General features: G+C 46.6%; 11 protein-coding genes. 9 read left to right on the forward strand and 2 right to left on the reverse strand.

Annotated elements, in window-relative coordinates:
* The first annotated feature begins 2 nt into the window (after positions 1-2).
* Positions 3-1,286: an MFS transporter gene (locus tag AAHN97_RS06695; protein WP_343306785.1), complete on the forward strand. Its 1,284-nt coding sequence runs from the start codon at positions 3-5 to the stop codon at positions 1,284-1,286.
* Positions 1,283-2,197 carry a 2-dehydro-3-deoxygalactonokinase gene (locus tag AAHN97_RS06700; RefSeq protein WP_343306786.1) on the forward strand — a complete coding sequence of 305 codons (915 nt, stop codon included), beginning with the start codon at positions 1,283-1,285 and terminating at the stop codon, positions 2,195-2,197. Before AAHN97_RS06695 ends, AAHN97_RS06700 begins: the two co-directional genes overlap by 4 nt.
* Positions 2,198-2,256: 59 nt before the next feature.
* Here the strand turns inward: AAHN97_RS06700 and AAHN97_RS06705 are convergent, their stop codons facing one another.
* The gene (locus tag AAHN97_RS06705; RefSeq protein WP_343306787.1) at positions 2,257-4,608 is read right to left on the reverse strand and encodes a DUF7594 domain-containing protein; all 2,352 of its coding nucleotides are present in this window, start codon (positions 4,606-4,608) and stop codon (positions 2,257-2,259) included.
* 309 nt (positions 4,609-4,917) lie between these two features.
* Between AAHN97_RS06705 and AAHN97_RS06710 the strand changes: the two genes are divergently transcribed.
* The 4 genes from AAHN97_RS06710 (at position 4,918) to AAHN97_RS06725 (ending at position 11,550) form a co-directional block, all read left to right on the forward strand.
* Positions 4,918-7,146: a TonB-dependent siderophore receptor gene (locus tag AAHN97_RS06710; RefSeq protein ID WP_343306788.1), complete on the forward strand. Its 2,229-nt coding sequence runs from the start codon at positions 4,918-4,920 to the stop codon at positions 7,144-7,146.
* Complete coding sequence (locus AAHN97_RS06715) at positions 7,147-8,367, forward strand: PepSY-associated TM helix domain-containing protein (protein WP_343306789.1); 1,221 nt, start codon at positions 7,147-7,149, stop codon at positions 8,365-8,367. It abuts the gene before it with no gap.
* A gap of 202 nt (positions 8,368-8,569) precedes the next feature.
* The gene (locus AAHN97_RS06720) at positions 8,570-9,052 is read left to right on the forward strand and encodes an AAA family ATPase (protein ID WP_343306790.1); all 483 of its coding nucleotides are present in this window, start codon (positions 8,570-8,572) and stop codon (positions 9,050-9,052) included.
* Positions 9,053-9,171: 119 nt separating this feature from the next.
* Positions 9,172-11,550 carry an ABC transporter permease gene (locus AAHN97_RS06725; protein ID WP_343306791.1) on the forward strand — a complete coding sequence of 793 codons (2,379 nt, stop codon included), beginning with the start codon at positions 9,172-9,174 and terminating at the stop codon, positions 11,548-11,550.
* A gap of 55 nt (positions 11,551-11,605) precedes the next feature.
* Here AAHN97_RS06725 and AAHN97_RS06730 read toward each other — a convergent pair whose 3' ends face one another.
* Positions 11,606-12,358, reverse strand: coding sequence for a DeoR/GlpR family DNA-binding transcription regulator (locus AAHN97_RS06730; RefSeq protein WP_343306792.1), 753 nt, complete (start codon positions 12,356-12,358; stop codon positions 11,606-11,608).
* 283 nt (positions 12,359-12,641) lie between these two features.
* On the opposite strand from AAHN97_RS06730, the gene AAHN97_RS06735 reads away from it, so the two are divergent.
* From AAHN97_RS06735 to AAHN97_RS06745, 3 genes are all read left to right on the forward strand, one after another.
* Positions 12,642-13,463, forward strand: coding sequence for an N-acetylmuramic acid 6-phosphate etherase (locus AAHN97_RS06735; protein ID WP_343306793.1), 822 nt, complete (start codon positions 12,642-12,644; stop codon positions 13,461-13,463).
* 2 nt (positions 13,464-13,465) lie between these two features.
* Positions 13,466-14,323, forward strand: a complete 858-nt coding sequence (locus AAHN97_RS06740) for an N-acetylglucosamine kinase (RefSeq protein ID WP_343306794.1) — start codon at positions 13,466-13,468, stop codon at positions 14,321-14,323.
* Positions 14,324-14,455: 132 nt separating this feature from the next.
* Positions 14,456-15,877, forward strand: coding sequence for an alkaline phosphatase PhoX (locus AAHN97_RS06745; RefSeq protein WP_343306795.1), 1,422 nt, complete (start codon positions 14,456-14,458; stop codon positions 15,875-15,877).
* The last annotated feature ends 61 nt before the right edge of the window (positions 15,878-15,938 follow it).

Below are 15,938 nucleotides of genomic sequence, written 5' to 3' on the forward strand. Positions count from 1 at the left end.
ACATGAAACCTACAAAAATCCGCTTCCAGGTACTGTTCCTGATATTTGTGAACGTTGTGATCAACTACATGGACAGAAGTAACCTGGCCGTAGCCGCTTCTGAAATAGACAAGGAATTTGGATTCACACCGGTACAACTGGGCCTGATCTTCTCCGCCTTCAGCTGGACGTACCTGCTCTTTCAGATCCCCGGCGGTATCCTGGTGAACCGTTTCAGCCCGCGTATCCTGTATGCTTTTAGCCTCATTGCCTGGTCGCTGACAACGGTGATGCAGGGATTTGCAAAGGGTTTTGCCACGTTATTCGGTCTTCGTATGGCCACCGGCGTATTTGAAGCACCCGCATTTCCCATCAACAACCGCGTAGTGAGCAACTGGTTCCCGGATAATGAGCGGGCTTCTGCTATTGCGGTCTATACCTCCGGCCAGTTCCTGGGCCTGGCATTTTTGATGCCGGTGTTATCGAAGATCCAGCTGGAAGTAGGCTGGAAAGGACTGTTTGTGGTAACAGGTCTCATCGGTATTATCTGGGGTATTATATGGTATATCTTCTACCGCGATCCGCTCAAACACAAGGCGGTTAACGCAGCGGAGCTGGAACATATTGAAAGCGGCGGTGGTCTGCTGGACAAGCAGCAGGCAGCGGCCGAAAAGAAAAACGCCTTCCGCTGGTCGGACCTTAAAGCTGTGCTCTCTTACCGCAAGCTCTGGGGGATCTATATCGGCCAGTTTGCCGTGAACTCCACACTCTGGTTCTTCCTCACCTGGTTCCCGAAATACCTTGTGGATTATCGTGGCCTGGATTTCATTAAATCAGGTTATTGGGCCTCGATTCCTTATCTCGCAGCATTCACAGGTATTTTATGCTCCGGCTTTTTATCTGATTACCTGGTGAAGAAAGGGGTATCTCCGGCAAAAGCGCGCAAACGGCCTATTATCATAGGCTTGCTGGTATCTGCTTTTATATTGGGTGCCAACTACGTAAATGAACCTGCGTTCATCATCCTTTTTATGTCTGTTTCCTTTTTTGGAGTGGGTTTTGCTTCCATTACCTGGATCTTTGTATCAACGCTGGCGCCTAAACATCTTATCAATCTTACAGGCGGCGTGTTTAACTTCATTGGCCAGCTGGCCGGTATTATTGTGCCTGTCGTAATAGGCTTCCTGGCAAGCGGTGGCAGCTTTGCGCCGGCATTGGTATTTGTTGCGGTGATGGGACTAATGGGTGCATGCTCGTACATTTTCCTGGTGGGGAATGTGGAACGTATAAAAACAGGCGAAGAATGAAATATTTTTTAAGCTGTGACTGGGGCACCAGTTCCTTCCGGCTGCGGCTGGTGGAAGATCTCAAAATAATTGCGGAAGAAAGATCGGGTACCGGTATTGCAGGTACATACCAGCAATGGCAGCAGGCATCTTTACCACGTGAGGAATTTTTTGCTGCGATCATTAACCGGCAGATTGATGTGTTGGCTGAAAGAACGGGTATTTCGCTGGAAGAAATTCCGGTGGTATTGTCCGGCATGGCATCTTCCAGCATAGGGATGGTAGAGCTTCCTTATAAGGAATTGCCCTTCAGCCTGAGTGGAAGTGATCTGACGGTACATAGGTCCGGCCGGTTTATTATCATCTCCGGTGCCTGCAGTGAGAATGATGTGATGCGGGGTGAAGAAACGAAAGTAGTGGGTTGTGCAGCCTCCTTGCCGGATACCGCATTGTTACTGATGCCGGGTACGCATAATAAACACCTGGTAGTGAAAGGAGGGGAGGTAGTTCGTTTTAAAACTTATATGACGGGAGAGTTCTTTGATCTTTTATCTACACATAGCATCCTGGCTGCATCGGTCAACAGCGATGGAATGTTGGATGATCCCGCCTGCCGTGACTGTTTTAAATTAGGGTTGCAAGCCGGGTGGGCAGGGAATTTGCTGCATGCTGCTTTTATGGTGCGGACTAACCAGTTGCTTAAAAAAATACCACCTGCTTATAACAGTTTTTATTTAAGCGGGTTACTTATAGGTGCAGAACTGAAAGAGGTGCCGGCTAATATGCCGGTATACCTGGTGGCGGGGGCATCGCATATTCCGCTTTATACTTTGGCTTGCCAGATCCTGAGCATTCGTGTGGAGGCGGTGGTAGATGCTGATGAGGCGTTGATCCGGGGACAGTGGGGGGTGATTTCCAACGTAGCGGACTAAATATAGGGACAGATCTTTGGATAGAAGACCTGTCCCATTTTTTTATAGGAAAGGCAGGTTTATTGCTTCACCAGTTTCTTCGTCACTGCTTTCCCATTTTGTTGTAACTGCACAGAGTACAAACCAGCCGGTACTGTTTCTCCTTTGAAGACCGCGTTATGTTGCCCGGCCAGTAAAAATCCATTCAGCAACACGGCCACCGGCCGGCCTTGCATATCAAATACAGTAAGCCTTGTTTGCCCCGCGTTTTTCAGGAACACCGTGATCCTGCAATTATCTTTGAATGGATTCGGCGCATAATCAATCGTAAACGGAGCCGGGAGTATATCAGGAGACTCCGTTTTAGCACTTATTAACCCCGCCAATGGAGCTGCAGTATTTATTTCCAACTGTGGCGGATTGGCAGCTGCTTCTTTTGAATTGAAGAATATACGCGGATCATGTGCCTGCAAACTTTTCAATGCCAGGGAAATAGTAGTACGGCCAGCCGTAAGTTCGCTTTGTACATATGTGGTGATATCCCAGTTGTAATAAGTGTTCGCAGCATTCGTTACTGTTTGAGTGGCCAATGCGGTAGTGCCGGAAGCAGGTTTGTTATTCCAGGTAATAGCAGATTCCGTCCATGTAGTATTTGCAACGGCGTATACAGCTACCGGTACACTGGGTGTGGTGGTGCCATCTATCTTGCCATATACCTTCAATACTGCAGAAGTAATATTGCTGCCTGCTGAAGAGAGATTAAAGGTCAGGTATGTTTCCCGTGCATTGTTCAGTTGGCCGGCCGGCGATACCTTGGTGATCAGCAGAGTAGGATCTGTAGTGCCATGTGTAATACCGGCATTGGAACCATCCCGCACATAAGCATCCTGTGTAGGGTTTAATACGATGGAAGAGGATGCCGTACTGGCCTTTACTTCTGTATAACTGTTCCAGAGGTCCTGGCTGTTGCCATGGCCTGTAATGCGCACATACCTTGCTGCCCGGGCAGAGAATGGAAATGATTGCAGGTTCAGGCTGGTGCCACTGCTAACAAGGTTGGTAGCGGCGGTAGTCCAGTTAACACCGTCCAGCCCGGTGTGCACATCAAAGCTGGAGGTACGGATATCTCCTTTGTAAAATGCGATCTGTACACCGTTAACTGTTTGGGTATCGGATAAACATAACTGTATCCATTGTCCATCGCCGCTGGCGGACCATCGGGTAGCAAGGTTATTGTCCAGCACATTGGCCGGTACGTTTCCATCATCGGCACTGGCTGTAACGGGAATGCATGCAGGTGTGCCTGTGACGGTGATGCCTACCGCTGTAGATGTGGTGGTAGCACTTTGGTTATCGGTAGCTTTGGCAGTGAGGCTATAGGTACCTGCCGGTACATTATTCCAGGCAAAAGTAAACGGGCTGCTCAGCGCTTCTCCCAGTTTCGTTCCACCATTAAAGAATTCTACCTTGCTGATGCTGCCATCTGCATCCGTAGCATTGGCGTTAATGGTGATGTTAGCCGGGGCAGCAAAAGAAGCGCCATTGGCAGGGGCTGTAATGGATACGGCCGGCGGTTGATTTACGCCGCCTATGTCGCTGGGGCAGAGGCTTGCACTGCTTTCTGTTATACAGAAGTCGTTGAACAGAACCTGCTCGCTGCGGAGTACTGGGTCCTTGCCCCGGTATACACCCCATTTGCCGCGGTTGTAGTCTGCGCCGGTACGCCACATATCAAGACTGTTATTCGTGTAAGAAAGCAGGGTAACGCCATCACTCAGTCTTTTTAAAGTGATCTCAAAAGTGCCCGCGCTGCCTTCGCTGCTTTTGTATTTCACGTAGGCTTCTACCCATGCTCCTTTAAAGGGCGCGAGGTTTACCTCGGCTACCGTACCCAATCCGCCGCTTTCACTGCCGGTGCTGTGAATGATCTGCATCTTTTGTGGATTGCCTGCCCGCGGAGTGATGGTGATCAGCGGAGCACCAGCGTCTCCTTCAATGGCTTTGATCTGGAAAATGTGGGTGAACCGGCTGGAAGGAATAAACCCTGCATCAAGTTTGAATTTCCAGCGGTAATAGGCGGTTTGCCCTTGTGTGTGCTGCATGTCTGCCGGAGAGCCGCTGCCGCCTTTTATTTCCATGCGGGTACGGTCCTCGTTCGTGCAACGGTCATCGTCCTCAACAGGATGGCTGTGAAAAACAAATACGTTCCGGCCCAGGGTATTATCAAAGATCTCTGTTACGTGCGGTCCGAAAGAAGTGTGCCGGCAATCAGGTGATTCTATGCCAAATCCTTTTGATTCGATCAATTGGTAGGTATTGCCAGGGCCATCTGCTTTGAGGGTTACCTGTGCCTGTGAAGTAAGGCCCGTTAATAGCACGAGCATAGCTGCTCCCCATTTGGAAGCGGTTTTCATAACGTTGTGGAAGTTCATCGCATATTGGTTTTATGGTAAAGAAAAGAGGAATAACAACACATCATTTATGCGGTCGGGTCAAAACAGGCGGGTCTTATATAAATATAGTGCAAACGTTTGCAATTATATCCTGAAAGGCTGCTGTATTATTGCATGGGATAAAATGTTATCAGGAAAAGAGAGGATTAAATCATAAACTGCCTGACTGACCTATGGCCATGTTGGAAGAAAATATTCCCGATACCGCAAATTCCGGCCGCTCTTTTTCCCGATATGGTAAACCCCCGTTTCCCGTCAGCGCTACCTTTGCAAAAAGGTCCCAACCATATGTGTAAACAGCTACTTCAATTCTTTTTAATAATATCACCTGCCATCTCTTTCGCCCAAACGAAAAGCGACAGCCTCAAAGCCAGCCGGGACACCACCCGCCAGCTCCAGACTGTAGAAGTAACGGGCCGTAAGGACAACTCCTACAAAAACGAACGCTCCTTTTCTGCCACAAAGATTGAAATGGCAGTAAAAGATGTGCCCCAGGCCATCTCTACCGTTACCAAAGAACTGATGCAGGACCAACAGGCTTTCCGCATGGGAGATATCGTGAAAAATGTCAGCGGAGTTAACCAGTTCTCCGGTTATGACGACTTCACACTCAGAGGTTTCCGCAGCACCACCCAGTTACTCAACGGCCTCAGAACAGTGACCGGTTTCTGGAGTATGCCGCTACTGGTGAACATCGAGCGTGTAGAAGTTATCAAAGGCCCCGCTGCCGCACTGTTCGGTAACACAGATCCCGGCGGTACCATCAACAGCGTCACCAAAAAGCCCCTGGATGTAAACAGAAAGGTTTTTGGCTTCTCTGTTGGCAGTTTCCAGACATACCGCGGCACCATTGACCTTACAGGCCCGCTGAATGAAGAGAAAACAGTATTGTACCGCCTGAACCTCGGCTACGAGAACAGTGAAACATTCAAAACCAATATGGGCACTGAAAATCTCGTGATCAGTCCATCCCTCTCATTTGCGCCCACCAACAAAACAAGGGTGAACCTGGACCTGGTGTATTCCATGTCCAATGGCAAACTATACCGTGGCCAACCGATCTTCGGCGCAGAAGCGGGAACACAACTAAATTCTACCCCCATCTCTTTCACCATCGGCAAGGCAAACGACTTCCTGAAAGAAAAGAACGTTTCAGCCAACATATCATTGAGCCATCAGTTTTCACAGAACTTTTCATTCAACGTTTCCTACCTGAAATATCAGTGGAATGAGAACCTGATGGAGCACCGCACCTCCAATGGTTATGCGGTGGACAGTGCCGGAAGGCAAATTCCTACCCTTATGCAGATGATGACCATCCGCAGGTTATCGAAGAAATACAACGATAATATGACGGCCTATTTCGTGAGCCGCTTCAGCACAGGCGCATTAGAGCATCACCTGCTGGTGGGGTACGACTTCAATCAGTTTTCCGTTCCCGTAGGTGGTTCCAGTGAAACCTCAAAGGAGGGTTACCGCCTGAAGAATGGCACAGTTGGCAACTATGTTAAAGCGAATAAAGAGAATTTCATACTGGATGCAAATGGTAACCCGGTACCCAATGTGCCGCACTTTAACCTGCTGAATCCGGACTATTCCATTGCCACCACTTCCGGTTATATCACTACCAGTACGGCTACAGCCCCTGCAAGGAATATGGCGCATGGCATCTACCTGCAGGATAACATCAGGTGGAACAAATTCTCCCTGCTCATTGGGCTGAGAAAAGAATTCTATAAAGATAAGTTCAACTATTCCAAACCTGCGGAGAAACAGGTAGAACAAAATTCTTTCATCCCCCGTATCGGCCTCGTGTATAACCTTACACCCGATATCAATGTATATGGAATATACGTGCAGGGATTCATGCCGCAGACCTCTTCAACCATGGTCAATCCCAACGTAGGTGGCCCCTTCGACCCCCTTACCAGCCGCATGTATGAAGTGGGTGCAAAGGGAGATTTCCTGAACAGGAAGCTGGGAGCTACCGTGGCCTTGTATCATCTCGAACAAAACAATGTACTGGTAAATGCCAACGACCCCAATAATCCTGAACGCCTCGAGCAACGGGGGCAAGAGCGTGGCCGTGGTGTAGAAGTAGACGTTAACGGCCGCATACTGGATAATCTCTCCATCAGCGCAAACTATACTTTCAGCGAAACCGTAATTACACGCTCCGCTGATCCCAAAATGGCAGGCAGGCTGAAGGAGAATGCTCCGCGCCAGCAAGGCGGCCTCTGGGTGAAATACGCTTTCCGGAATGGTCAGTTGAAAGGTTTGGGTGCTGCTGCCGGTGGTAGTTTTGTGACCCAGCGGAGAACGTTCTCTGAAATACTGGAGCTGCCGGGTTATGCGGTAGCGAACGCAGCGCTGTATTATCATTTCGATAAGATCCAGCTCGCTGTTAACATCAACAATATTTTAGACAAAACACACTGGATCGGTGGATACGATTATAACCGTCTGTTCCCGGGCGCACCACGTAACATTCAGGCGACCATCTATTATACTTTGTAAATGACATTTAAGAAAATATCAGGAAAATTGCATCTCTGGCTCGGCCTCACCGCCGGTCTGGTGGTTTTAATAAGTTTGCTGGCCGCCGCAGTATTCGTATGGGAGCAGGAACTGAATGAATGGTATCACCACGATAAGATATTTGTTAAGTCAGTAGGCAGGGAGCGTTTACCAATGGATACGATTATCGCAAAAGCCAGAACGCTGGCCTTTGCGGACAGTACGCTCACCTTCATGAACGTAGATAGTGATCCCGCAAAAGCTTTCAGCTTCATCAACTATAAACCGGCAGTAAAAAAAGGCTGGACCTGGGCCTCGGGGATGGATGCATACAGCCGGATCTATGTTGATCAATATACCGGCGAAGTACTGGGCGCCATTGATATGCGGTACGACTGGATCTTCAGTATACGTATGCTGCATCAGTGCCTGCTGATCAATTATGATGTAGGCCATTACATAGTTGGTTTTGCCACGCTGATCATCCTCATCATGGTAGTGACGGGTATTGTGTTATGGTGGCCAAAGAACAAGGCTGCATTAAAACAACGCGTATGGTTCCGCTGGAAAGACACTACCCGCTGGAAAAGGAAAAACTACGACCTGCATAACATCGGCGGTATCTACAGTTTCTTTTTCATTATCATCTTTGCCCTCACCGGCCTGGTATGGACTTTCGATTGGTGGGAAGACAGTGTTTACCGCATGTTGGGCAATGATCCCAAAAAAGTATTTCCGAAACCTCCGGTGCCTGCACCCGCAGAAAATAATGTGAACAATGTGCTGGATCTTGTGCTGGCGGATGCAGCCAAACGTGTTCCAGGATGGGAAAACATGGGTGTTTCTATCCTAAGGAAAGAGGATCGTGCCATCTCAATGAATGTAAAATATACCTCCGGCCGTTCAGGTTGGAATGAATGGGATAACTACTATTATCATCCTAAAACAGGGGAATTATACCACACCATCACGCACGATCAGAAAACACTGGGTGCCAAATGGCGTAACAGTAACTATCCCATTCACGTAGGCAGTATTTATGGATGGCCCACTAAGCTGTTAGCTACCTTCATCGCATTATTCTGCGCTTCGCTACCCGTTACCGGGTTTTACATCTGGTGGGGTAGAAGGAAGAAGGCGCAAACTGCTGTTCCCCGGCCGGTAAAAAAGACGCCAATGGGAAAAAGCATTAAATCAGCGGAAGCCCTCTCAAAAGTATGATCTTTCTCTTGAGGCGCCCCCCTTTTTAGGTTTCTAGATGGCCTTTTGCGGCCTTGTATTGGCCTTGTAATGGCCTTAAACGGCCTCGTGACGGCCTTGATCGGCCTTGTAACGGCCTCGTGACGGCCTCAATCGGCCTTGTAACGGCCTTGCGCCGGCCTGATTCCGCAATTCTTCGGCCTCATCCAGTATATTTACGGTAATGAAGATTACCCTTATCACCGGAATGTCCGCTACTGGAAAGAGTACCGTAATAAGAGATCTGGTCTCTCGTGGCCATAAAGCAATAGACCTGGATACGGAAGCCTTTTCAGTATGGGTGGATGCAACCGGAGATGACGATGAGGTAAAACCAGGCAAAGACTGGGTATGGAATGAACCCCGTGTGCTGGAACTCCTGCAGCATAAGGAGCCACTTTTTGTAAGCGGTTGCGCGAGTAATATGGCTAAGTTTTACCCTTATTTTGATCATATCATACTGCTTACGGCACCAGATGCGGTAATCGTTCAGCGCCTTAGCCAAAGGCAAGGCAACGCTTATGGCCAATCGCCGGAAGAAGCAGAACGTGTGCTTCGGCTGAAACAGGTGATAGAACCATTGCTCAGAGAAGATGCGGATCTGGAAATAGATACAAGCGTGGCAGATCAGTCCGCTGCAGAATTAATTCTGAGGCATACCGAATAATAGGAAATGTATCAAAACCGGACAGTTTTTGTGTCGAAAGCGGACAAGGTAAAATAATAACTCCGCTGTAAATCAACCTTTTGCCTGTCCGGCATCCTGTTTGTACACCACGGTATGCCATGATTAAAAACTTCTTCAAAGTCGCTTACCGTAACCTTCTGCGCAACAAAGGCTTTTCCGTGATCAATATTACAGGACTGGCTATTGGTATGTCTGCAGCTATCCTTATCCTCCTGTGGATCCAGGACGAGCTGAGCTATGATGAGTTTCATGAAAATAAGGACAGGATCTACGAGGTATGGAACCGCGTACCATTTGATGGTAAGCTTTCCTTATGGAATTCCGTACCCTCACCATTAGGCCCTGCACTGGAAAAGGACATACCTGAAGTGGAGCGCGCAGTAAGGGTGGTGTCGTATGAGGGATTGCTTTCGGTAGGAGATAAAAAAATAGTGAAGTCGGGCCAAATGGTGGATACCGGTTTTTTGCAGATGTTCAGCTTCCCTATGCTGGAAGGTGATCCTTCTACTGCGCTGAACGAGGTGCATTCACTGGTACTGACGGAAAGTACTGCTAAGGCTTTATTCGGTAATGAAGAGGCATTGGGTAAGATAGTAAAACTGGAGAACCGGGATAATTTTACGGTTACGGGTATTGTAAAAGATCCGCCGTCTAATTCAAGGTTCGATTTTGAATACCTGTTGCCCATGGCATATAAAAAATACGGCGAGGGGCAGGACCTGGGCTGGTCTGATAACAGTACGCCTACTTATGTAATACTGAGGCCAAATGCAAGCTTTGCTACTGTGTCTGCTAAAATCAAAGACCTGAAGCAAAGGTATGATGGCGGTGAAGCGAAAGAGTTGAAATGGGAGTATCTCATTTATCCGCTCAAACGCTGGCATTTATATTCAAGTTTTACCAATGGAGAAGAGGATAACAATGGCCGTATTGGATTTGTAAAACTATTTGCCATCATTGCTGGCTTCATATTATTGATCGCATGTATCAATTTTATGAATCTCAGTACAGCAAGAAGTGAGAAACGGGCAAAGGAAGTAGGCATACGAAAATCAATAGGGGCACAGAAAAGCTCACTGATCAGCCAGTTTATAGGAGAATCTGTTTTTCTTGCCTTACTGGCAGGTATCATAGCGCTCCTTATTGTGCAGGTATCCCTGCCTGCCTACAATAAGCTTACTGATAAAGCACTTTTCATCAACTATGGCAATATCTATACCTGGATAGCATTTGTGGGCTTTATCCTGTTCACTGGTCTGCTGGCCGGCAGTTATCCTGCCTTCTTCCTTTCCTCTTTCCAACCGGTTAAAGTATTGAAAGGCACATTTAAAAAAGCAAACGCACTCGTAACGCCCAGAAAGGTGTTAGTGGTGTTGCAGTTCACATTTGCGATTGTGCTCATCATTTGTACTATTATCGTAAAGCAGCAGATAGACTATGCCCGCGACCGGAAAATAGGGTATAACAAAGATCATCTCGTTTATCATTTCATGACGGGCGATATACCTAAGAACTTCGAACTGATAAAAAATGAATTGATCTCATCCGGTATTGCAAGATCGATCACCAGAACCAATTCTCCGATCACTGACAGATGGAGCGATGGATGGGGGCAGAGTTGGGAAGGTAAGGACCCTAATGATAAAACATCTTTTGACCGGTTTTTGTCTGATGAAGATCTGGGGAATACCGTTGGCCTGCAGTTTGTACAGGGCCGTGATTTTGATCTGAAAAAGTTCCCGACAGATTCAACAGGGCTTATTATCAATGAATCCGCCCTGAAAGTGATGAAGTTTAAAGATCCGATCGGAAAAGTAGTAGGAGACCTTGGTATCGACTGGCACATTGTAGGAGTGGTGAAAGATTTTATATTGACCAATCCTTACGAACCAATAAACCCTTTGTTGATATGTGGAGCTAAGAGCCGCTTCATGACCTTCCAGGTGATGCAGATAAAACTAAACGGAGGTAATGCTACGGATAAAAACCTGGGCAGGGCAGAAGCTATTTTTAGAAAATATAATCCTGAATATCCCTTTGATATAAAGTTTGTAGACCAGGCCTATGCGAAGAATTTTGAGCGGGAGAAGCTGCAGGGTACACTCGCTGCTTTATTTGCCGGCCTCACTATATTTATTTCATGCCTTGGTTTATTTGGCCTGGCTACCTATATGGCAGAGAACAGGGTCAAAGAGATCGGCATTAGAAAAATACTGGGTGCATCCGTAACCGGCATCACCACCTTGTTATCAAAAGACTTTGTGAAACTGGTGCTCATTTCACTTTTAATAGCTACACCACTTGCATGGTGGGGGATGGATAAATGGCTGCAGAATTATTCATACCGGGTGGGTATTGAATGGTGGGTGTTTGCATTAGCAGGTGCTTTGTCTGTATTGATAGCATTGCTCACGGTAAGTTACCAATCCATAAGAGCAGCGTTGGGTAATCCGGTGAAAAGCCTGAGAGCGGAATAGAATCTTTTAAACTTACGAATAGAAAAGCTCCTCGTTCGCGTGGGGCTTTTGGCATTTATAAAACGGTTAATCCTTCTTTACTGTACGCCGCCATCATCGGATGGTCATATGAAAGCTCCGTTACCAGGTAATCCACCTGGTTAAGGTCGCAGATCCTCAGCCTCCGGCTGCTGTTCAGTTTCTCACTGATGCAGAGCACCGCCGTTTTACGGGCAGAACGGATAATGGCTTTTTTTACCTGCACAATTTCCCAGTCTACATCCGTTAGCCCCTCTTCAGAAGAAAATCCATTGGCGCCCAGCAGGCAAAGGTCTGCTTTGATCTCGGCCAGCTGGTTGATCACGCTGGAACCGGTATGCAGGTTTGCGTTCTTACAAAGTTTGCCTCCTATGGTGATCACCTCCAGGTTGCTCTTTTCAGATAATGTAATGGCCACTTGCGGGCTGATGGTAAAGAAGGTTACCGTCAGGTGATCCGGGATGATCTTCGCAAACTCAAGCATGGTAGTGCCACCTTCAGTAAGTATCACCATATCTTTTTTGATCAGGGATAATGTTTTTTCTGCGATCACCTGCTTGGAGTCCTTTGCATAGACCGTGCTGTCTTTCATGAACGGTGTAGCCAGGGATTTGCTGATGGCCCCGCCATGCACTTTAATAATATATCCATCCTCCACCAGCTCCTTCAGGTCGCGGCGTACGGTGTCCTCCGAAACATCCAGCAGGACGCTGAGGTCGTTGGATAATACCTTGTTATGCAGGTTCACTTCCCGCATGATCAGCTTATGTCGTTCTTCTTTGATCATCATATCGGCCCTGAAGGTATGCGTTTATTTGCGTTTTTGAAGTTCAGGTCAAATAAAAACGCAAATGAATAGATGTTGGATGTGGCTATATTCTCAATAGTTCTGTTTTATTAACTAAAACCATGCTTTATGGTTTTATAACTGAAAATTTAGCATCAAATAAGCCTAAATAAGAATTAAAAATGATGTATTTACCTGTCTAAAAAACTGCATTGTAGATTATGATTTGCGTTTTTGTGCAGTTATATTTATCGAAATAAACGATCAAATACGTAATATTCGAACCATGAACATCTTAAAAGTAACAGAAGAGCCTTCCAGGTACAGGCATCTTGAAAAAATGACCATTGAAGAGATCACTGCTCATATTAACCGGGAAGACCAGTTAGTAGCGCTGGCGGTGGAAAAAGCCTTGCCGTATCTGAATGCATTGATCAATGCGGTGGTAAGGAAATTGCAGCACGGTGGAAGGATGTTTTACCTGGGGGCTGGCAGCGGCGGCCGTTTATCAGTGCTGGATGTAATTGAAATGCCTACCACTTACGGCGTCCCAAAGGGGCTTTTGAATTCAGTATTGGCGGGAGGTACAGATCACCTCGTAGAAGCACGGGAAGAAATGGAAGACGATACGGAAGAAGGATGGAAACAATTGCAACTGCAGCAGATCAGTAAGAATGATATTGTGATCGGTATTTCAGCAAGCGGCACTACGCCCTTTGTATTGGAAGGTTTGAAGCAATGCAGGCAACATGGAATAGCCACTGGTTGTATTGTGAGCAATCCGGGTTCTCCTATTGCGGCCCAGGCAGACTTCCCGGTAGAAGTGATCACAGGGCCTGAATTTGTTACAGGCAGTACCCGTATGAAATGTGGTACGGCACAGAAGATGATCTTCGATATCATCAGTACCACTACCATGATACAACTCGGCAGAGTAGAAGATAACCGCATGGTGAATGTTGCGCTGATCAATAACAAGATCATCGACAGGGCTGTAAAGATGCTGATGATAAAAGCAGACATCCGGGATTACGAAGCAGCAAAAGAATTACTGATGGCTCATGGGAGCGTAAGAAAAGCATTAGATCATCTCTCAGCAAGAACTTAAACATGATATTGATTGCAGATGGAGGATCTACCAAAGCCAACTGGTGCCTGATCCACCCGGAAAACGAGGTGTTGTATTTCAGCACGGAAGGATATAACCCGTACTACGTAGATAGTCATTACATCCATCAATCACTGCACAATGCATTGCCTGCGGAAGTGCCGCGTGCGGAAGTAACAGCAGTGCATTTTTATGGTGCAGGCTGTGAGCCTTCTACGGAGGCGGTGATCATACAAGGCCTCAGTGCATTATTTGAGCATGCGGAGGTAACCGTGGGCAGTGATCTGCTGGCCGCCGCTCAGGCATTATTAGGTAATAAGCCGGGTTTTGCAGCTATTCTCGGAACAGGCACCAACACCTGCCTGTATGATGGGAAACAGGTTATCCACTCCATTGATCCCTTAGGTTATATGCTGGGAGATGAAGGGAGCGGTAGCTATATCGGGAAGAAATTGCTGACCGCCTATTGCCGTGAATATCTTCCGCTCCCGCTGCGGCAGGAGTTCCTGGCTGTTTATGGATTAACAAAGGAGCGCATCATGGAGCGTGTGTACAAAGATCCGATGGCTAATCGTTTTTGTGCCGGGTTCACAAAATTTGTAAAACAGCATCTCAACGATCCATATATACATCAGCTCGCAGCAGATGCCTTTCATGATTTCTTTCGTTCCCTTGTTTGCCACTATCCGGGTTATGAAGGTTATACGCTTAATTGCGTAGGTTCTATCGCCTTTCATTTTGAAGAGATACTGAAGGAAACCGCTATGCATTACGGTATGACTACCGGCAGGATCATCCAGGATCCGATACAGGGTTTGGCAGACTATTACCATTCAAAAATATCCGCGATGAAGGGTTAAAGGAGGCTCCCGGCGCCAATTATTACAATTTGTTGTTGTTATGTTAACAATTCGATAATGATCAACCATGTTCTTTGTGTGACATTGGGTCGATCTGAATCTGAATTTCTAACCTTTAAACTATAAGCTGGTATGAAGAAGCTTTTACCCCTGGCGCTGGTATTTATTTTTGCATGTAAAGACAAAAACGGTGTTGATCCAAAAGAAGATCGTCCGGAATTTAAGAACCGCTCTAACGCAGAATTACTGATTACTATTGATCCCGCTTTTTCCAATGTCAGTGCTTATACCCTTATAAGCAGCAGTGATACCATACCCGGGTTTAAGGATTTTGTGTATGGCGGTACTCCTGACGGACAAGGGTTTTTGAAAAACCCTGATGGATCAGGATATATAATGGTTACAAATCATGAGAATCCCTGGGCTATCTCAAGGGTTTATCTCGATAAAAAATTAAATCCTGTAAAAGGAGAATATATTCTTAATTCCCAGGGGGCTACAACACGCTTGTGTTCTGGTTCCCTTGCTACGCCGCAGGAACATGGTTTCCCCAAATATACATTCTTAAGCACGGGAGAAAGTAATGTAAATGCAATGACGCATGAGATTGATCCGGTTGGGGCAGCAAATGCCAGCGATGCCACACGTAAGAAACCAGCTCTTGGGAAGTTTAGCGGAGAAAACGCAGTTCCGCTGGCTAAAGATGCTTATCCAGGGAAAACAGTAATTATATTAGGTGAAGATGATTCCAATGGACAGGTTTATTTGTATGTGTCTAACACACCCGGTGACCTGGAAAACGGGAAATTATATGCATTACGCAGAACCAACCTGAACCAGATTGAAACCAGCATGAGCAAGGGGAATACTTATGATGTGGAATTCATTGAAGTGCCCAATGCGAAAAATATTACCGGTCCGGAAATGGAAGCGTTAAATGGTACTTTAAAATCCATACAGTTTGCCCGTGTGGAAGACCTGGACTATAGGAAAGGTGGTGGCGCAAATAGCCGGGAAGTTTATTTTACAGCAACCGGGATAAGCGGTGTTCCTGAAAAAACATATTGGGGACGTATTTACCGTCTTAAGATGGATGCTGGTAATCCTCTGATCGGAAAGCTGGAGATCATAGAAGATGGTGATCTGAATCCGGGAAATGAGATAATTAATCCGGATAACCTGTGTGTAACCCAAAATTATGTTTATATACAGGAGGATGGCGATTCGTATTTCCCCGGTGCATCCCATAATTCACTTATCTGGCAGTATGATATTGCCAAAGGTACTAAGAAGAAGATGATTGACATGAAAAACAAAACGCTGGGCAGTACGAAATATAATCCTGCTAATGATCAGCGATTTGCTACCTGGGAACACGGTGCTATGCTCGATGTTTCCGATATTATCGGAGAGCCAAATACTTTTATCATCAATATACACGCCCATACCTGGGTTGAAGGCAATAAATTTTTGAATCCCAGTAAAGCCACTTCAAATGTTCAGTCATATGCCGGTGGCGGCCAAACCATTATATTGAAAGGAATACCTAAATAAATTTAATGTTGAAAAAAACAATCCCCTATCTGTAAATAGATAGGGGATTTTTATATTATTA

Source organism: Chitinophaga niabensis, from assembly GCF_039545795.1.
GTDB lineage: Bacteria > Bacteroidota > Bacteroidia > Chitinophagales > Chitinophagaceae > Chitinophaga > Chitinophaga niabensis_B.